This window comes from Stenotrophomonas sp. TWI1151, assembly GCF_039673135.1.
Classification (GTDB): Bacteria; Pseudomonadota; Gammaproteobacteria; order Xanthomonadales; family Xanthomonadaceae; genus Stenotrophomonas.
Genome location: NZ_JBDJLA010000006.1, coordinates 1 through 18,761 on the forward strand (window position 1 = coordinate 1; position 18,761 = coordinate 18,761).

14 protein-coding genes are annotated in these 18,761 nt (G+C 64.9%); 8 read left to right on the top strand and 6 right to left on the bottom strand.

Annotation, left to right across the window (positions count from 1 at the left end):
- Positions 1 to 120 precede the first annotated feature (120 nt).
- Together ABE422_RS09105 and ABE422_RS09110 are read right to left on the bottom strand one after the other, a co-directional pair.
- Positions 121 to 462 carry a ribonuclease E inhibitor RraB gene (locus ABE422_RS09105; RefSeq protein WP_121038480.1) on the bottom strand — a complete coding sequence of 114 codons (342 nt, stop codon included), beginning with the start codon at positions 460 to 462 and terminating at the stop codon, positions 121 to 123.
- Between the two features lie 114 nt (positions 463 to 576).
- A complete protein-coding gene (locus tag ABE422_RS09110; RefSeq protein WP_313208947.1) occupies positions 577 to 2,181 on the bottom strand; it encodes a transglycosylase SLT domain-containing protein in 1,605 nt (534 codons plus the stop codon).
- A 121-nt stretch (positions 2,182 to 2,302) separates the two neighbouring features.
- Between ABE422_RS09110 and ABE422_RS09115 the strand changes: the two genes are divergently transcribed.
- Both ABE422_RS09115 and greB read left to right on the top strand, forming a co-directional pair.
- The gene (locus ABE422_RS09115) at positions 2,303 to 3,808 is read left to right on the top strand and encodes a helicase HerA-like domain-containing protein (protein ID WP_313208946.1); all 1,506 of its coding nucleotides are present in this window, start codon (positions 2,303 to 2,305) and stop codon (positions 3,806 to 3,808) included.
- Positions 3,809 to 3,863: 55 nt separating this feature from the next.
- On the top strand, positions 3,864 to 4,367 hold the full coding sequence (gene greB / locus ABE422_RS09120) for a transcription elongation factor GreB (protein ID WP_121038490.1): 504 nt from the start codon (positions 3,864 to 3,866) through the stop codon (positions 4,365 to 4,367).
- Positions 4,368 to 4,439: 72 nt separating this feature from the next.
- Here greB and ABE422_RS09125 read toward each other — a convergent pair whose 3' ends face one another.
- Entirely contained in the window at positions 4,440 to 5,273 is an 834-nt protein-coding gene (locus ABE422_RS09125) for a DUF3025 domain-containing protein (protein WP_346482852.1), read from the bottom strand.
- Entirely contained in the window at positions 5,270 to 6,634 is a 1,365-nt protein-coding gene (rimO, locus tag ABE422_RS09130; protein WP_313208944.1) for a 30S ribosomal protein S12 methylthiotransferase RimO, read from the bottom strand. The genes ABE422_RS09125 and rimO overlap by 4 nt, the downstream gene beginning before the upstream one ends.
- Before the next feature lie 205 nt (positions 6,635 to 6,839).
- Here rimO and ABE422_RS09135 point away from each other — a divergent pair, with 205 nt between their 5' ends.
- From ABE422_RS09135 to ABE422_RS09145, 3 genes are read left to right on the top strand one after another with little or no spacing between them, the layout of a single operon-like run.
- Positions 6,840 to 7,517, top strand: coding sequence for a dienelactone hydrolase family protein (locus ABE422_RS09135; RefSeq protein ID WP_346481488.1), 678 nt, complete (start codon positions 6,840 to 6,842; stop codon positions 7,515 to 7,517).
- Positions 7,514 to 7,936 (top strand): HIT family protein, encoded by a 423-nt coding sequence (locus tag ABE422_RS09140; RefSeq protein ID WP_313208942.1) that lies wholly within the window; start codon positions 7,514 to 7,516, stop codon positions 7,934 to 7,936. Before ABE422_RS09135 ends, ABE422_RS09140 begins: the two co-directional genes overlap by 4 nt.
- A 15-nt stretch (positions 7,937 to 7,951) precedes the next feature.
- The gene (locus ABE422_RS09145; RefSeq protein WP_019182647.1) at positions 7,952 to 8,119 is read left to right on the top strand and encodes a DUF5668 domain-containing protein; all 168 of its coding nucleotides are present in this window, start codon (positions 7,952 to 7,954) and stop codon (positions 8,117 to 8,119) included.
- Between the two features lie 227 nt (positions 8,120 to 8,346).
- Here ABE422_RS09145 and dcd read toward each other — a convergent pair whose 3' ends face one another.
- Both dcd and apbC read right to left on the bottom strand, forming a co-directional pair.
- Entirely contained in the window at positions 8,347 to 8,919 is a 573-nt protein-coding gene (gene dcd, locus ABE422_RS09150; RefSeq protein WP_019182646.1) for a dCTP deaminase, read from the bottom strand.
- Between the two features lie 183 nt (positions 8,920 to 9,102).
- Entirely contained in the window at positions 9,103 to 9,960 is an 858-nt protein-coding gene (gene apbC / locus ABE422_RS09155) for an iron-sulfur cluster carrier protein ApbC (RefSeq protein ID WP_313219000.1), read from the bottom strand.
- A 205-nt stretch (positions 9,961 to 10,165) separates the two neighbouring features.
- Between apbC and ABE422_RS09160 the strand changes: the two genes are divergently transcribed.
- The 3 genes from ABE422_RS09160 (at position 10,166) to ABE422_RS09170 (ending at position 18,638) form a co-directional block, all read left to right on the top strand.
- Entirely contained in the window at positions 10,166 to 12,967 is a 2,802-nt protein-coding gene (locus ABE422_RS09160) for a TonB-dependent receptor (protein ID WP_121038505.1), read from the top strand.
- Between the two features lie 528 nt (positions 12,968 to 13,495).
- On the top strand, positions 13,496 to 16,309 hold the full coding sequence (locus tag ABE422_RS09165; RefSeq protein ID WP_346482853.1) for a TonB-dependent receptor: 2,814 nt from the start codon (positions 13,496 to 13,498) through the stop codon (positions 16,307 to 16,309).
- Between the two features lie 220 nt (positions 16,310 to 16,529).
- Positions 16,530 to 18,638, top strand: a complete 2,109-nt coding sequence (locus tag ABE422_RS09170; protein ID WP_346482903.1) for a M13-type metalloendopeptidase — start codon at positions 16,530 to 16,532, stop codon at positions 18,636 to 18,638.
- Positions 18,639 to 18,761 lie beyond the last annotated feature (123 nt).

Below are 18,761 nucleotides of genomic sequence, written 5' to 3' on the forward strand. Positions count from 1 at the left end.
GACCGGCATCGCAGGCAGTACGGGGAGCCGGCCAGCGGCCGGCACTACCTGGGGCTCACGCCCATAAAAAAACGCCCCGGGAAACCGGGGCGTTTTTTTGTGTGAGATGTTCCGCTGCGATCAGATCTCGACCGGGCCGACGTCCATGCCGTCGTAGTCTTCCACGCCGTTCGCTTCGGCCAGGGCCTGCAGCTCATGGTTGCGGGCATCCAGCGAGGCTTCGGTGTGCACCTCGGCGCGCTCCACGTGCAGCACGTGGTACGGGTCTTCGCCTTCTTCAAGGTCCGGTTCGAACACTTCCACCAGGGTGTACCCCAGTTCGACCAGCTTCTCGCCCAGGCCGTGCAACGGCTCCGGGGTGGTGTTGACGAAGAAGTAGCCCCACAGCATCGGGCCGTTGAGGTCCCAATCGGTGTTTTCACGGATGTTGGCGAACATCTCGTTGATTGCGGTGATATCCATCTGGGTGTCCTGTATGCGTGTTGCGGTGAGCGCCGGCACGTGGCCGACGCTGCGATGGATGTGCTGGGCCGGGCGGCCACAGGCGTGATGCCGGCGAGCCTACCCGGTTATGGCTTACTTGTCGCAGCCCTGCAGCTTGATGCTCTGGCCCTGCCTGAGCGAATAGGCCGGCGCCTTGAGGCCATTGGCCCGTGCCAGGGTCGGCACATCGCACTGGAACTTGGCCGCGATCCTGCCCAGCGTCTCGCCCTTGCCCACCTTGTAGCTGCGGGCCGGCTTGGCCTTGGGCTTGGCGGCCGGGACGGCTACCGGCGCGGCCGGGGTCACCGCGGGCATGGCCTGCGCCTGGGCGACCGGGACCACGCTGCCCACCGCCACGTTGCCGGTGTAGCTGACCGCCGTAGGCCGCACGATCGCCGCATTGAGGTCGGCGGTGATGAGGGTGCGGGCCAGATCGGCGCGCGGGCCGCTGACGCAGAACCGGTTGTACAGGCCCGCGATGCGGGTGGTCGCGTTGATGATGGTGCCGGCCGGAATCCAGCCGTCGGCCTCATAGCGCGGGTTGAGGTTGCGCAGCGCGCGCATGTAGCCGTCACGGGTACCGGTGCTGCCCAGGCAGATGGTCAGCTCGTAGATCGTGGTCGACTTGGCCAGGCGGATGGTCGCCGGCTGCGCGCTGATCTTCGGGAATTCCACGCCGTACTGCTGCGGGTGCAGATAGATCCACGCCGCGGCGATCACCATCGGCACGTAGTCCTTTGTCTCGCCCGGGAACTGGTTGTAGACGCTGTCGGTCCAGAAGCCCTGCCCCGGGTACTGGCGGAACACGCGGATGGCACGGCCCTCACCGCCGTTGTAACCGGCCAGCGACAGCTCGACACTGTTGTTGAGCTCACGCATACGTTCGTTGAGGTAGGTCGCGCTGGCCTCGGCCGCGCTGCGGGCATCAAAGCGCGTATCAAAGCCGGTGCCGTCCGGGCCGAGACCAAAGCGACGCCCGGTGGCGGGCATGAACTGCATCAGCCCGGCGGCGCCGGCACGCGAAGAGGCGTGCACGCGGCCGTTGGATTCCTTGGCCATGATCCCGAACAGCAGCGCTTCGGGCAGGCCGCGCTTTTCCCACTCCGGCCACATCACCGCACGCAGGTTCTGGTAGTTCTCGTAACTGGTGAGCAGCGCCGGGCGCATGTCGGTCAACCAGCGGCGGATGCCGGCCTGCACGGCCGGGTTGTACTCGACCATGGTGTCGAAGGCGTGCCGCTTGTCGTTGAGCAGCGCTGCAGCGCGGGCGGCTTCCGGCACATCGGCGGCCAGCGGGCCGACATGGTCCGGGTCGGCCTCCAGCAAGGTGCCGTCGGCGATGGCCGTGCCGTCCTCGCTGTCCTGCTGGCTGTCGGCGTTGCTCTTGAGCAGGCGCTTGTAGGTCGGCAGCAGGTTGCTGACCTGGCAGCCCTTCTGGGCCACACAGGCGCTGATCACATCCTCCATGTCCTCCAGCGCGGCGTCGGCCTCGTTGGTGCCTTTCGGGTCGGCATTGTTCACCAGCACCAGCGCCGCGTTGTAGCGCTTTTCGGCGGCTGTCATGCGCTGGTCGAGCGCCTCCACCTTGGCCTTGTCGCGGGCGGAGACGCGCTGGGCATGGGCCTCGGGGACGATCGACAGCATCGCGGCAACGGCCAACAGCGGCCAACCACGGACAAGCAAGACAGGAACGGGCATTTTTGGCACTGTGTGCGAACGATGGGGCAGAGTAGCCGCGCCGCTTGCATCTGGGCAACCCGTCTGCCGGCCGGCCAACGCCGACGTTTAGAATCCCGCCTATTCACACTGCGAGTTGACCATGGATCCGATTCTGCTCGGCAAAGGCATCACCGACGATATCCCCGTGACCCTGTTGCCGCGGCTGGGCAACCGCCACGGCCTGGTGGCCGGCGCGACCGGCACCGGCAAGACCGTCACCCTGATGACGCTGGCCGAGGGCTTCTCGCGGATCGGCGTACCGGTGTTCCTGGCTGATGTGAAGGGTGACGTGTCGGGCTTGGCCGTGCCCGGTGCCGGGACCGAGGCGCTGCTGCAGCGCGCGACCGATCTCGGCGTGGCCGATTACGCGCCCGCCGCCAGCCCGACCATCTTCTGGGACCTGTACGGCAAGCTCGGCCACCCCGTGCGCACCACAGTGAGCGAGATGGGCCCGACCCTGCTCGCGCGCATCCTGGAACTCAACGACACCCAGGCCGGCGTGTTGGACATCGTGTTCAAGCTCGCCGACGACCGCGGCCTGCTGCTGCTCGACCTGGACGATCTGCGCGCCCTGCTCGGCCTGGTCGCCGAGGAGCGCAAGGACATCTCCACCGAATACGGCCTGGTCAGTGCGCAGACGGTGGCGGCGATCCAGCGCTCGCTGCTGCGCCTGTCACAGGACGGTGGCGAAGCGTTCTTCGGCGAGCCTGCACTGGAGCTGGCCGACCTGATGCGCGTCAACCACGATGGCCGCGGCGTGATCGGCATCCTCGCCGCCGACCAGCTTGTGCTCAAGCCGCGGCTGTATTCCACCTTCCTGCTGTGGCTGCTCTCGGAGCTGTTCGAAACGCTGCCGGAAGTGGGCGATCTGGAGAAGCCGAAGCTGGTCTTCATCTTCGATGAGGCGCACCTGCTGTTCGATGACGCACCGCCGGCGCTGGTGCAGCGCATCGAGCAGGTGGTCCGGCTGATCCGCTCCAAGGGCGTGGGCGTCTACTTCTGCTCACAGTTCCCGGATGACGTGCCGGCCAACATTCTCGGCCAGCTCGGCAACCGCGTGCAGCATGCGCTGCGTGCGTTCACGCCGCGCGACCAGAAAGCAGTGAAGGTCGCCGCCGAAACCTTCGTGCCCAACCCGAAGCTGGATGTGGCCGCCACGCTGGCCAAGCTGGGTACCGGTGAAGCGCTGGTGTCCACGCTGCAGGACAAGGGTATCCCCTCGCCTGTGCAGCAGACCCAGATCGCGCCACCGCGTTGCCGGATGGGCGCGATCACCGAGGCCGAACGTGCGCAGGTGCGCGCCGGCAGCCCGGTCGGCACCCGCTACGACACCGCGATCAATCGCGAATCGGCGGCGGAACGGCTGGCGCAGCGCGCGCAGAAGGCGGTCGAGCAGGCCGATGCGCCCAAAGCCCGCACCCGCCAGCAGGATGAAGCGCAGGAGGGCGGCTTTGGCCAGAGCATCAAGGACGCGATCTTCGGCACCAAGCGCCGCCAGGGCATGATCGAAACCATGGCCAAGCAGACCACCCGTACCGTCGGCACCAAGCTGGGCAACCAGATCGTGCGTGGCCTGCTGGGCGGTATTTTCGGCGGAAAGCGCTGATACTTCGTGTCGCGCCCTGTGGCGCGGCACCTTTTGACGAGCACAAGCAGACCTGATGTCGCGTTGGCGTCCCCCCGCGGAAAAAAGCACGGCCCTGATCACCGCACAGGGCCACCAGCGGTTGAAGACCGAACTGGATGAGCTGTGGCGGCACAAGCGCCCGGAAGTGGTGAAGGCACTGGCCGCCGCTGCTGCGGAAGGCGACCGGTCCGAGAATGCCGAGTACACCTACCGCAAGAAGCAGCTCGGTGAGATCGATCGGCGCGTACGCTACCTGACCAAGCGACTGGAGGCGCTGCGCATTGTCGATACCGCGCCGACCGATCCGAACGCGGTGTTCTTCGGCGCGACGATCGAGCTGGAGAACGTCGACTCGGGCGACATCCACGTGTATCGCATCGTCGGCCCGGACGAGACCGACGCCGGTGCGGGCTGGATCAGCATCGATTCGCCGTTGGCGCGCGCGCTGCTGAAAAAACGCGTGGACGATGAGTTCGAGGTGGAGCTGCCCAGCGGCCGCCATGGGTTCGCGATTCTGTCCGTGGCGTACCCCGGCTGACAGGGTGCATCCACGCATGGCGTGGATCTACACGTGACGCCGGCAACCCGCGGGGATGGCGCCACTGCCGGATCACCCCAGCGTTGCGGGATACACGCGCCCCGGGCGCAACGGTCGGAAGTAGTCGGCCCGCGCATAGAAGGCCGCCTCCTGCCGCGCGTGCCACCCGGGAATCCCCGCCAACGGCAATGGCCGCAACTCCAGGGGGTCATTGAGCAGCGCGCCGTCCGTGATGGCCTGCGCCACTGCCGCGACCGCAGTGGCATCATCATCACTCTGTACCACCACGCACTTGCCGACCAGCAGGCGCTCCGGCACCAAGGCCTGCTCCAGCAGCGCATGCCCGATCACCGCCGCGACGGCAATGTCGCCCCGTCGCCACCGCCCTGCCCCATCCCAGAGCAGCGCCTGCCAATCATGCTGGTCCCACGCGCGCAGCAGCGCCGGTTCGCGCACACGCACGATCACGCCGCTCTCGTCGAATTGGGTCAACGCGGCCTGCGCGCGGTTGCGCTGCCCTGGCGCCATCGCCGCGATGTGCCGGCATTGCTGCCGGTTGAGCGCGCGCTTGATGGTGGGGTAACGCGCCCAGACCAGGGCATTGAACAGGTCATGCCAGTTGTCCGCACGCGTGGCGATCTGGCCGCGCCCGGCGATGCGCGTTTCATAGTGCAGGCCGTCGGCCAGCAATGCCTCGTCCTGCTCGGCCAGATGCTTGTCTGGCAACGCGAGGCGTGCATCGAGCGCTGCGATGGTGGGCCAGCTCGGCGCCACCATCAGGTCCTGCATGTCGCTCAGCCCGGCGTAGATCGGCTGCGCGAAGCAGGCCGCATCCACCGCCTCACGCGGCGGCGCGATGAAACGGCGACGACCACCGATATCGGCAGCCGTCACCACTGCGATCACAGCACCTGCAGATCGAAGGGCTTGCGCGCTTCGGTGGCGAGGATCGCGTCACCGAACAGATCGTGGTCGTCGCTCTCGGTGATCTCCACATCGACGAACTGACCCACGCGCAGCTTGGCTTCTTCCGCGTTCTGGATATGCACCAGACCGTCGATCTCCGGCGCATCGGCCTTGGAACGGGCCACCGCGATGCCGTCTTCGATGGCATCGACCAGGCACTGCTGCACGGTGCCGATCTTGGCTTCCAGGCGCGCGGCGGAGATCTCCGCCTGGCGCTCCATGAAGCGTGCCAGACGTTCCTGCTTCACTTCTTCGGGCACCGCACCGGGCAGATCGTTGGCGGTCGCGCCGGTGACCGGCGAATAGGCGAACGCGCCCACGCGGTCCAGCTGCGCCTCGTCCAGGAAGCTCAGCAGCTCCTCGAACTCGGCATCGGTCTCGCCCGGGAAGCCGACGATGAAGGTCGAGCGCACGGTGATATCCGGGCACAGCTGACGCCAGCGCTGCACGCGCTCCAGGGTCTTGTCGACCGCCCCCGGGCGCTTCATCAGCTTCAGGATGCGCGGGCTGGCGTGCTGGAACGGAATATCCAGGTACGGCAGGATCCGGTTTTCGGCCATCAGCGGCACGATCTCGTCCACGTGCGGGTACGGGTACACGTAGTGCATGCGGGTCCACGCATCCAGCTCGGACAGGCCTTCGCACAGCGCCTTCAAGCGGGTCTGGTAGGCCTTGTCGCGCCACATGCGCTCGGCGTACTTCACATCCACGCCATAGGCCGAGGTGTCCTGGGAGACCACCAGCAGTTCCTTGACGCCCCCCCGCACCAGCCGCTCTGCTTCGCGCAGCACCTCATCGACCGGGCGCGAGACCAGCTTCCCGCGCATCGAGGGGATGATGCAGAAGCTGCACTTGTGGTTGCAGCCTTCGGAAATCTTCAGATACGCGTAATGGCGGGGGGTCAGCTTGATGCCGTAATCAGGCACCAGATCCACGAAGGGATCGTGCTTGGGCGGCAGCGCGGCGTGCACGGCCTCCATCACGCTCATGTAGTCCTGCGGGCCCGACACCGCCAGCACGTTCGGGTAGGCCTCGCGGATCTGCTCCGGGCGCTTGCCCAGACAGCCGGTGACGATCACCTTGCCGTTCGCGTTCATCGCCTCGCCGATCGCATCCAGCGACTCGGTCACGGCCGAATCGATGAAGCCGCAGGTGTTGACCACCACCACGTCGGCCGCGTCGTAGGAGGGAACGATGTCGTAGCCCTCGGACCGCAGCTGGGTGAGGATGCGCTCGGAATCGACAAGGGCCTTCGGGCAGCCAAGGCTGACGAAGCCGACTTTGGGGTTCAGCTGGGACATGGATCGCAAGGACTCTGGGGGCCTGGGCCCATGCCGGAATGGCGTGGGGGACCTGGGGCCGGAAACGGCGGCAAGTATACCGGCGTTCAGCCCACGCCCCTGAACCGGATCGGGTTGATCCCGCCAGATCCGGCATGCCCCCTGACATCGCGCTAACCGGCGCGGGGCCGATAATGAATGCCTGAACCAACGGGAGTCTCGCACCATGGGTGAGTGGATCACACTCGATACGCATTACGGACCGGTCCGCGCCTGGCAGGCGACGCCGGAAGGCAAGCCGCGCGGGGGCCTGGTAGTGATCCAGGAGATCTTCGGCGCCAACCCGCACATCCGCGCAGTGGCCGACGATTACGCCGCCAAGGGCTATGCCGTACTGGCCCCGTCGTTCTTCGATCTGGCCGAGTCGGCCCCGGACAGCACCGAACCGCCGGAGCTGCCTTACGACAGCGATGGCGTGGCCGCCGGCCTGGCCATGGTCGACGAGCTCGGGGTCGAAAAGGCGCTGGAGATCGTGCGGGCGGCCGCCTCGCGGCTGGCTCCGGCCGGCAAGGTCGGCACCGTCGGCTACTGCTGGGGCGGCAGCATCGCCCTGCTCTCCGCGCTGCGCCTGGGCCTGCCCTCGGTCAGCTATTACGGGGCCCGCAACGTGAAATACCTGGACGAGACGCCCAAGGCGCCGGTCATGTTCCACTTCGGCGCGCAGGACAAGAGCATCCCCCCGGAGGCGATCAAAGCCCACCGCGAGAAGCTGCCGCAGATGGCCACCTTCGTCTACCCGGCCGATCACGCCTTCAACCGCAGCGTCGGACATGCGTATGATCCAGACAGCGCCCACCTGGCGCTGGAACGCACCCTGGACTTCTTTGCGGAGCATCTTGGATGAGCGAGTTCGAACTGGATTCACGCCTGGCCACCGACAGCGTACTGGTAGCAGAAGGGCCGTTATCGCAAGTGCGATTGATGAACGATGAAAGGTATCCCTGGCTGATCCTGGTGCCACGCCTGAGTGGCGTGACCGAATGGATCGACCTGGATGGCGAGCAGCAGGACAAGCTGCGGACCGAGTTGAACCGGGCGTGCAAGGCGCTCAAAGGCACCGATGGGGTCGAGAAGATCAACATCGGCTCGCTGGGCAACATCGTGCGCCAGCTGCATTTCCATGTGATCGGGCGCCATGTCGGCGATCCGGCATGGCCGGGCCCGGTCTGGGGCCAGGGGCAGGCACACCATTTTGATCCACAGGTGCTGGCCGAGCGTGTCGCACTCTGGAAGGAACGGCTAGGATATTCGCCCCAGCCCTAGCGGACCCTGCCCCTGATGCGCTCCAACCTTGTCGCCGCCATTGTCCTGATCCTCGTCGGCCTGTTCCTGCTGGCCAGCAATCTCGGCTGGACCAACATGAACATGGGGAAGCTGATCCTCACCTGGTGGCCGGTCGTGCTGGTAGCGGTGGGCATCGGCCTGCTGTTCGGCCGCGGCAAGTAGAGCGGACCGTTGGTCCGCTGCTGTTCGGTCCGCTGCTTTTGGTCACCACGCCGCACGTCGGACCAAGCCACAAAAAAAGCGCGGAGTACTCCGCGCTTTTTCTGTGGTCGCCCCTTGATGGGTAACGGTAACCACAGAAGCAGCCGACCAACGGTCGGCTCTACCAGGCGCGGACGCGGCAGCACGCCCGGGGATCGATCAGGTGCGCCGCGCCACCCGCGTGATCATCAGGTACGCGGCAGGGTGACGCCGGTCTGGCCCTGGTACTTTCCGCCGCGATCCTTGTACGAGGTCTCGCAGATGTCGTCCTTGTCGGCCTGGAAGAACAGCATCTGCGCCACGCCTTCATTGGCGTAGATGCGCGCCGGCAGCGGCGTGGTATTGCTGAATTCCAGGGTCACGTGGCCTTCCCATTCCGGCTCCAGCGGGGTCACGTTGACGATGATGCCGCAGCGCGCGTAGGTGCTCTTGCCCAGGCAGACCACGAGCGTGTCGCGCGGGATGCGGAAGTACTCCACGGTGCGCGCCAGCGCGAAGCTGTTGGGCGGGATGATGCACTCATCACCCACGATGTCCACGAAGCTGCCCGGGTCGAAGTGCTTCGGGTCCACGATGGTGGAGTTGATGTTGGTGAACACCTTGAACTCGCGCGAGCAACGGACGTCGTAGCCGTAGCTGGAGGTGCCGTAGCTGACGATGCGCTGGCCGTTGGCCTGCTTGACCTGGCCAGCTTCGAACGGCTCGATCATGCCGTGCTGCTCGGCCATCTGACGGATCCAGCGGTCACTCTTGATGCTCATGGGGGGTCCTGGGTGCGGAAGGAACAACGGCACCGCCAATGGGCGCCCGGGTGTCGATTCTAAACAGCGGCCCCGGCCGCGACCAGCGTCGACGCCGTCGCGGCAACTGCCTGGCCATTGGGGCCTGGAAACGAACAGGCCCGGCGGGGCCGGGCCTGGAGGATACGGGGGAGGTTTTCGCGCTCAGATCAGCGACGACAGGATCGGAATGCTGGCCCGCGGCCGCTTGGCCACTTCCTCGATCAGCCGCTCGGCCGCGCGCAGATAGGCCTGGGCCGCAGAAGACGCCGGCGCGGCGGCGGTGATCGGCGTACCGGCATCGCCCTGCTCGCGGATGCCGATCTCCAGCGGCAGCGACCCCAGCAGCGGCACCCCGTACTGGGCGGCCATGCGCTCGCCGCCGCCCTCGCCGAACAGATGCTCGACCTGGCCGCAGTTGCTGCAGGTATGCACGGCCATGTTCTCGACGATACCCAGCACCGGCACTTCCACCTTCTCGAACATCTTCAGCGCCTTCTTCGCATCCAGCGTGGCGATGTCCTGCGGGGTGGTGACGATCACCGCCCCGGCCAGCGGGATCTTCTGGGTCAACGTCAGCTGGATGTCGCCCGTGCCCGGCGGCAGATCGATCAGCAGGTAGTCCAGGTCGTCCCACAACGTATCGTTGAAGAACTGCGTCATCGCCGAGGTCGCCATCGGGCCGCGCCAGATCATCGGCGTCTCGTCCTCGATCAGGTACCCGATCGACATGGTCTCAACCCCGAACGCGCGCATCGGTTCGATCGACTTGTTGTCCGGGCTCTCCGGGCGACCGCTCAGGCCGAGCATTGCCGGTACGCTGGGGCCGTAGATATCGGCATCCAGCAGGCCCACGCGCGCGCCGAGCGCGGCAAGTGCGACAGCCAGGTTGACCGCGGTGGTGGACTTGCCGACCCCGCCTTTGCCTGACCCCACCGCGATCACGTTGCGCACGCGCGGATGCGGTGACAACCCCTTCTGCACTTGGCTGGCGTGGGGACGACGCGTCTGGCTGGCACTCACTGCGGGCACTCCGGAAACACAACAAGGGGACGCAACACTATACAACCTTGACTGCACCTGACTGAGAATCCCAGTTGCTACGAAACCATGCAATTTTCGTTAAGTTCATGTTACGGTCGAAACGCACTACGTTGAGCGTTTTCCGCGCGTTTCGGGAGGGAATCATTGGCGTCAGTGCTTTTCTGTTTTGTTCTATGGACTATCAATGAATTACAGCACCACCGCACGTCGCAACACGCTCGCCGCTGCATTGTTCTCCGCCCTGATCGCCACTGCAGCCGCTCCGGCCATGGCACAGGATAAAGCCACGACGTTGGACAAAGTCACCGTCACCGGCTCGCTGATTCCGCAGACCGATATCGAAACCCAGACCCCGGTGATGTCCATCACCGCGCAGGACATCCAGACCCGCGGCTTCACCAGCGTGGCCGAAGTCCTGCAGCAGTCCTCGCTGACCACCGGCGGCCTCCAGGGCGGCCAGACCTCGGCGTCCTTCACCCAGGGCGCGGAAGCCTCGGGCATGTTCGGCCTGAATCCGGGCTACACCAAGTACCTGATCAACGGCCGTCCGATGATGTCGTACCCGGCGCTGTACAACGGCGGCGATACGTTCAACAACATCAGCGGCATTCCGATCGACATCGTCGAGCGCATTGAAGTCCTGCCGGGAGGCCAGTCGTCGCTGTACGGTTCGGACGCCATCGCCGGCGTGGTCAACATCATCCTCAAGGAACGCATGGACGGCGGCAGCATCTCCGTCCGTGGTGGCACCTACACCGAAGGCGGCGGCAACAGCGTGCGCTTCAGCGGCGCGCATGGTTTCAGCGCGTTCGATGACCGCTTCAACGCACTGGTCAACGTGCAGATCGAGTCGAGCAACCCGATCTGGGGCTACCAGCGCGACCTGACCCGCACCACCAATGCCAACGGCTACACCGCGCAGCTGCCGAGCAATGATTTCGCCGTCATCGACGCCGATACCAACCGCCTGTACATGATGGACCCGAACAACTGCGCCAACGTGGCCGGCCAGTTCGGTGGCACCACGGTGCTGGGCAATCGCCCGACCGGCCAGTCGTGCGGCACCTACTTCGGCGCCGGCTACAAGACGCTGAAGAACGGCAAGGACAGCGGCCAGTTCTATTCGGCGATGACCTTCGACGTCAACGACAACCTGCAGCTGTTCGCCGACGTGCTCTACAGCAAGGAAAAGACCGAGTACACCTCCGGCTCGAGCTACCTGTGGTGGGGCACCAAGAGCGGGATGGGCGGCTTCTACGACCAGTCCTCGGGCAAGGTGGTGAACCTGCAGCGCGCGTTCGCCCCGGAAGACATCGGTGGCCAGGGCTACAACGACGTTCTCAACAGTGACGAGAGCCGCTCCTACCAGGTGACCCTGGGCGCGAAGGGCATGGCCGGCAACTGGGACTACAGCGCCAGCTTCACGCGCGGTGAGTACAAGCTCACCGAGAACAAGTTCATGCGTTGGAAGGACCCGATCAACAACTACTTCGCCGAACACGTGCTGGGCCCGCAGCTGGGCACCACGGCCGACGGCTGGGGCATCTACAACCCGAACTACGACGCGTTCTACTCGCCGATCTCGCCGGAAGATTTCGCCAGCTTCACCGGCTACGCGACCAACCGCAGCCGTACCTGGCAGAACCTGGGCCGCGTGCAGATCACCAATGGCTCGCTGTTCTCGCTGCCGGGCGGTGACGCCGGCTTCGCGGTCGTGGTCGAAGGTGGCAGCGAAGGCTGGGATTACTCGCCCGACCAGCGCCTGCTGGACGGCCAGGTGTGGGGCTCCTCGGCCGTGGCCGGCAATGGCCACCGCAGCAATTATGCGGTGACCTCCGAACTGCGCATGCCGGTGCTGGAGCAGGTCACGGTGACCGCTTCGGGTCGCTATGACGCGTTCAAGATCGCCGACAACACCGTCGACAAGGCCACCTACAGCCTGGGTCTGGAATACCGCCCGATCGACAGCCTGCTGTTCCGCGGCAAGTACGGCACGGCGTTCCGCGCACCGACCCTGTCCGATGCCTTCCAGGGCAAGAGCGGGTACTACGCGGCCAACTCGACCGACTACTACCGTTGCGGCACCCTGGGCTATGCACCGGGCAACACCGCCGACTGCCGTTACCACGACAACGTCTCGGTGTACTCCGAGCGCGCGGGCAACCCGGACCTGGAGCCGATCACGGCCGACGTCTGGAATGCAGGCGTGGTCTGGGCACCGATGCCGAACCTCTCCATCTCGGCCGACTACTACAACTGGAAGATCGAGAACGAAGTCGATACGGCCAGCACCGACCAGCTGCTGCTGGCCGAGTACTACTGCCGCAACGGCCTGCCCAACGGCTCTTCGGCCAGCTGCCAGAACGTGGCCGACTGGGTCGTGCGCGACGCCGCCGGCAACCTGAGCAGCCTGTACACCCCGAAGATGAACGTGGCTCGCCAGAACCTGCAGGCCGTGACGGTCGGCTTCAAGTATCTGCAGGACATCGGCCGCTTCGGCTCGCTGCAGTTCTCGGCCAACTACACCAACATGCTCAAGCGTGAAGTGCAGTCGCAGCCGGGCGAGGAGTTCCAGGATCTGCTGGGCAACCCGATCGCGATGTGGAACTACGACAACTTCGCCAAGGTCCGCAGCGATGCGTCCGTGGGCTGGTCGGTCGACAAGTTCACCACCACGCTGTACGCGAACTACATCGGCAAGACCCCGAACTACCTGGCCGGCATCAATGGCTATGACTACGTCCACCCGGCATCGGGCAAGGCCGCAGGCAAGTGGGGCTCGTACACCACGTACAACCTGAGCGTGAACTATCGCGCACAGGACGACCTGACGCTTTCGCTGATGGTCAACAACGTGTTCAACAAGATGCCCGACGGCCAGGCCTACAGCTACCTGGGCACCTCGGGTGCGCCGTACAACACCGGCCTGTACAACGCGTACGGCCGTGCCGTGTACGTCCAGGCCAAGTACGACTTCGGCAAGTAATCGCCGCAGGCAGCACCGGCGACCGTGCAGGGCCCTGCCCTGCCGGTTCGCCAACCGGAACGCCCCGAAAGGGGCGTTTCGCGTTTGTGCACCTGCAACCGGCGTGATGCCCGTCCGCCGCCCTGAATGCAACGACACGCGTCGCCGCGAGAGAGGCATGCATGTCCGACGTTTTGATGGTGCGATGCGTCTATGGGACAGGCATACGCACACCGATCTCAGTTGTTAATTCCGCGCCATAGTCAGCATTCACTCATTGACGAAACATAAATAAAATTTCATTTACGCCCAGGCAATTGTTTTTCAACGCCTTTCAGTTTGCGTCAATGCACCGCCCTTATCGGCGATGACCATTCAGCGTATTTCACGTTAAGCGTGTGTTACGTTCGCCGCACGCCGGTTTCAACTGAACGCAGAATGAAACTACCAAGGATGGCCGCCCAGGCCTGATACCGGCTCGCTGTTGAACGCAGTCAAGAAGTCCCACGGAAGGGAAAGCCACGACATCACCACTACATGGGGTTGCACATGTCTCGCCAAGGTAATTCGATCTCGCGTCATCCGCTTGCCGCCGCCGTCCTCACCGGCCTGCTGCTCACCAGCGCCACCGTCTTCGCACAGGACAACGCCGCCACCAATCTCGATCGTGTCACTGTCACCGGGTCCTTGATCCCGCAGACCGAGATCGAGAACCACACGCCGGTCCTGACTGTCACCGCCGAAGACATCCAGACGCGCGGCTTCACCAGCATCTCCGAAGTCCTGCAGCAGTCTTCGCTGACCACCGGTGGCCTGCAGGGCGGCCAGACCGCCGCCTCGTTCACCCAGGGCGCCGAAGCGGCCGGCATGTTCGGCCTGGACCCGGGCTACACCAAATACCTGATCAACGGCCGACCGATGCTGCAGTACCCGGCGCTGTACAACGGCAGCGACGCGTTCAACAACCTCAGCGGCATTCCGATCGACATCGTCGAGCGCATCGAGATCCTGCCCGGCGGCCAGTCCTCGCTGTACGGCTCGGATGCGATCGCCGGCGTGGTCAACATCATCCTGAAAGAACGCATGGACGGCGGCGTGCTCAACGTCCGCGGGGGCGCCACCACCGAAGGCGGCGGCAACAACATCCGCGTCAGCGGCGCCAGGGGCTTCAACAGCGCCGATGACCGCTTCAACGCACTGGTCAATGTGCAGTACGAAAAGAGCAACCCGATCTGGGGCTACCAGCGCGACCTGACCCGCACCAACAACCGCGTCGGTTACAGCGCGCAGGTGCCGGCCAATGATTTCCTGGTCTACCTGCCGGCGGACAACAACGCGTTCGTGATGATGGATCCGACCCGCTGCGCCAGCGTCGCCGGCCAGTTCGGCGGCACCACCGTGCTGGGCACCCGCGCGGCCGGCGAGTCCTGCGGTTCGGCCTACGGCGCCGGCTACCGCACTCTGAAGAACGACAAGGAGAGCAGCCAGTTCTACAGCTCGATGACGTTCGATGTGAACGACAACTTCACCCTGTTCGCCGATGCGCTGTACAGCCTGGAAGAGGTCAAGTACACCCCGGGTTCGGGCTATACGTTCTGGGGCAGCGACCTGAGTTTCGGCGCGTTCTATGACCAGGACACCGATCAGTACATGAACCTGCAGCGCGCGTTCGCGCCTGAAGACATCGGGCCGAACGGCTACAAGGACATCCTCAACACCGACCGCAACAAGGCCTACCAGGTCACCCTCGGCGGGCGTGGCACGTTCGGCAACTGGGACTATAGCGCCAGCTTCAGCCGCGGCGAGTACAAGCTCACCGAGCGCGGCTTCGTGCGCTGGGCCGATGACATCGACAGCTACTTCGAAGACCGCGTGCTCGGCCCGGTGCTGGGCACCACCGATGACGGCTACAACATCTACAGCCCGAACTGGGGCGCGTTCTATTCGCAGCTGCCGGCCGGTGATTTCCAGAGCTTCACCGGATACACCTACAACCAGAGCAAGACCTGGCAGAACCTGGGCCGCTTCCAGATCACCAACGGCTCGTTGTTCACCCTGCCCGGTGGCGATGCAGGTTTCGCCGTGGTCGCCGAAGCCGGCAGCGAAGGCTGGGATTACCGCCCGGACGAGCGCTTGATGGATGGCAGCGTGTGGGGCACCACCTCGGTAGCCGGCAATGGCCATCGCAGCAACTACGCCGTCACCTCCGAGCTGCGCCTGCCGCTGATCGACTCGTTGACCGTCACCGGTTCGGGTCGCTATGACGCCTACAAAATCGCCGACAACACCGTCGACAAGGCCACCTACAGCGTCGGCGTGGAGTTCCGTCCGATCGAAAGCCTGCTGTTCCGCGGCAAGTACGGCACTGCGTTCCGTGCACCGACCCTGCCCGATGCCTTCCAGGGCGAGAGCGGCTACTACGCCAACGGCGCAGTCGATTATTACCGTTGCGGCCAGCTCGGCTATGCTCCGGCCGATACCCTCGCCTGCCCCTACGGCAACGAATCGGTGTTCGGCGTGCAGGCCGGCAACACCGAGCTGGAACCGATCACCGCCGATGTCTGGAATGCCGGCGTGGTCTGGGCACCGATGAACAATCTGTCGATCTCGGTGGACTACTACAACTGGAAGATCGACAACGAAGTCGACACCCTGAGCTCGGACCAGCTGCTGCGCGCGGAATACTACTGCCGCAATGGCCAGGGCAACCCGACCTCGGCCAGCTGCGAGAACGTTGCGGACTGGATCACCCGCGATGCCGCCGGCAACATCGAGCAGATCTTCACGCCCAAGCTCAACGTCGCGCGCCAGAACCTGCAGGCACTGACGGCCAGCTTCAAGTACGTGCAGGACATCGGCCGCTTCGGCTCGCTGCAGTTCGCCAGCAACTACACCAACATCCTCAAGCGCGAGCTGCAGCCGCAACCGGGCGATGACTACCTGGATCTGCTGCGCGACCCGTATGCGATGTGGTACTACGATGCCTACGCCAAGGTCCGTACCGATGGTTCGGTGGGCTGGGCCAAGGACCGCTGGACCACCACGCTGTACTTCAACTACATCGGCAAGACGCCGAACTACATGTCCTACCTGGGCGAGAGCTTCGACTACGTCCACCCGTCCGGTTACAAGGCCGGCAAGTGGGGCTCGTACACCACCTACAACCTGAGCGTGAACTACCGGGCGTTGGACAACCTCACCCTCTCGGTGATGGTCAACAACGTGTTCAACAAGATGCCCGACGGCCAGGCCCACAGCTACGCCGGCAACATCGCCTCGCCGTACAACAGCAGCATCTACAACCCGTACGGCCGCGCGGTGTACGTGCAGGCCAAGTACGATTTCGGCACCAAGACCAACTAAGCCGCACCCGGGATGACACCCCCCAAGCCCCGCCGCAAGGCGGGGCTTTTCCTTGGCCGCCCCGGGCCAGGGCCACGTCCGGAGTTGACCGGATCGGGCCTCTTGCCATCGGCCATGACCTTCGACACCCTTGCAGGCCGGGCCGGCGGCGTATCGTCTGGCCCACAGGCTCTTCGGGGCCATTCCTGCATGACTTTCCGGCCTGGAGGCCAATCACGTGATCGCTCGTACACCCAAACTGGTACTGCTGACCCTGGCCGTTTCGGCCGCGCTGGTCGGCTGCGGCAAGAACGAAACCCCGGCGACGGACAGCGCAGCCTCCGCCGCCGCGCCGGCCGCCACGGCCGCCACCGAGTACAAGCTCGACGAGAGCAAGCTGCCGGCCTACAACGCCTTCCACCCGTCCGATCTGGACACCAGCATGGACGCCTGCGGTGCGTTCGGTGACTACGTCAACAGCAAGTGGCTGGCCGCCAACGAGATCCCGGCCGACCGTACCAGCTGGGGCGCCTTCACCATCCTGGACGAGCGCTCGGTCGCCGTGCAGCACCAGCTCGCCGAGCAGGTCGCGGCGGTCAAGAATCCGGCCGGCATCGAAAAGATCGTCGGCGACTTCTGGGCCACCGGCATGGACGAGGCCAAGATCAATGCCCAGGGCATCGAGCCGATCAAGGCCGACCTGACCGCCATCGACGGCCTGCAGGACAAGGACGCGATCGCCAACTACCTGCGCACCAGCGCGGCCAAGGGCGAAAACGTGCTGTTCGGCTTCGGTCCGGAAGCGGACTTCAAGAATTCCAGCATGAACCTGGCCTATGCCAGCCAGGGCGGCCTGGGCCTGCCGGACACCACCTATTACACCGACGCCAAGAACGCCGACAAGCTCAAGGCCTACCAGGCCCACGTGGCCAAGGTGCTGGAACTGGCAGGCGTGGCCACGGCCGATGCCGAGAAGCAGGCCGCCGACGTGGTCAAGTTCGAAACGCGCCTGGCCAAGGCCTCCAAGTCCAGCGTCGAGCTCTCGCGCGATGTCTCGCTGTTCTACAACCCGGTCACCGTGGCCGATGCGGACAAGCTGACCCCGAACTTCAGCTGGACCGAGTTCTTCAAGGCCCAGGGCATCGCCGCCCCGGAGAAGTTCTCGCTGGCCATGCCGAGCTTCCACCAGGAAGTGAGCAAGGCACTGGGCGACACCGATCCGTCGGTGTGGCGTGCCTACCTGCGCTTCCACACCGTGGACGGCGCCTCGCCGTACCTGGCTGATGCGTTCGTCAATGAGAACTACAACTTCTACGGCAAGACCCTGAACGGTCAGAAGGAGCAGAAGCCGCGTTGGAAGCGCGTGCTGGGCACCATCGAAAACGATGCCGGTGATGCGTTCGGCCAGCTGTACGTCAAGGTCGCTTTCTCGCCGGAAGCCAAGGCCAAGATGGAAGAACTGGTCAAGAACCTGGCCGCCTCGCTCAAGGAGCGCATCCAGGGCCTGACCTGGATGAGCGACGAGACCAAGGCCAAGGCGATCGCCAAGTGGGAAACCTTCACCCCGAAGATCGGCTACCCGGACAAGTGGCGTGACTGGAGCGGCCTGACCACCGGCCGCGACAGCTACCTGGGCAACGTGCGCGCGGCGAACGCGTTCAATTACATGTTCGCGCTGTCCAAGATCGGCCAGCCGGTGGACAAGACCGAATGGGGCATGACCCCGCAGACCGTCAATGCCTACTACAACCCGCTGCAGAACGAGATCGTGTTCCCGGCCGCCATCCTGCAGCCGCCGTTCTTCGACCCGAAGGCCGATGACGCGCTGAACTACGGCGGCATCGGTGCGGTGATCGGCCACGAAATGACCCACGGTTACGACGACCAGGGCAGCCGCTTCGGGCCGACCGGCAACTTCGAGAACTGGTGGACCGAGGCCGACACCAAGAACTTCAGCGGCCTGACCGGCAAGCTGATCAAGCAGTTCGATGGCTACAAGGTGGATGGCCAGCCGGTCAACGGCAAGCTGACCCTGGGCGAGAACATCGCCGACCTGGGTGGCCTGGCCACCGCCTACGATGCCCTGCAGAAGGCCTCGGCCGGCAAGGAAGACCCGAAGGTCGACGGCTTCACCCGTGACCAGCGCTTCTTCTTCAACTGGGCCACCGTGTGGCGCACCAAGTACACCCCGGAGAACATGAAGGTCCGTCTGGCGACCGACCCGCATGCCCCGGCGCAGTTCCGCGCGATGGGTGCCCCGTCGAACCTGCCGACCTTCGCCGCGGCGTTCCAGTGCAAGGCCGGTTCGCCGATGGTGCGCGCAGGAGACCAGCAGGTGGTGATCTGGTAACGACTGCCCTTCATTGAGCGTCTGACCATTCGAAGGCCCGGGGAAACCCGGGCCTTCGTCGTTCAGTGCCCTCACTTTTCAGGAAAGCAACAACTGGATCTGTGTGTCTCTGATGTAAAAACG

Excerpts from the sequence above, each read along its gene's own strand:
- ABE422_RS09105 (WP_121038480.1), bottom strand. The coding sequence starts at position 462 with ATGGATATCACCGCAATCAACGAGATGTTCGCCAACATCCGTGAAAAC.
- ABE422_RS09110 (WP_313208947.1), bottom strand. The coding sequence starts at position 2,181 with ATGCCCGTTCCTGTCTTGCTTGTCCGTGGTTGGCCGCTGTTGGCCGTT.
- ABE422_RS09115 (WP_313208946.1), top strand. The coding sequence starts at position 2,303 with ATGGATCCGATTCTGCTCGGCAAAGGCATCACCGACGATATCCCCGTG.
- greB (WP_121038490.1), top strand. The coding sequence starts at position 3,864 with ATGTCGCGTTGGCGTCCCCCCGCGGAAAAAAGCACGGCCCTGATCACC.
- rimO (WP_313208944.1), bottom strand. The coding sequence starts at position 6,634 with ATGTCCCAGCTGAACCCCAAAGTCGGCTTCGTCAGCCTTGGCTGCCCG.
- ABE422_RS09135 (WP_346481488.1), top strand. The coding sequence starts at position 6,840 with ATGGGTGAGTGGATCACACTCGATACGCATTACGGACCGGTCCGCGCC.
- ABE422_RS09140 (WP_313208942.1), top strand. The coding sequence starts at position 7,514 with ATGAGCGAGTTCGAACTGGATTCACGCCTGGCCACCGACAGCGTACTG.
- ABE422_RS09145 (WP_019182647.1), top strand. The coding sequence starts at position 7,952 with ATGCGCTCCAACCTTGTCGCCGCCATTGTCCTGATCCTCGTCGGCCTG.
- dcd (WP_019182646.1), bottom strand. The coding sequence starts at position 8,919 with ATGAGCATCAAGAGTGACCGCTGGATCCGTCAGATGGCCGAGCAGCAC.
- ABE422_RS09160 (WP_121038505.1), top strand. The coding sequence starts at position 10,166 with ATGAATTACAGCACCACCGCACGTCGCAACACGCTCGCCGCTGCATTG.
- ABE422_RS09165 (WP_346482853.1), top strand. The coding sequence starts at position 13,496 with ATGTCTCGCCAAGGTAATTCGATCTCGCGTCATCCGCTTGCCGCCGCC.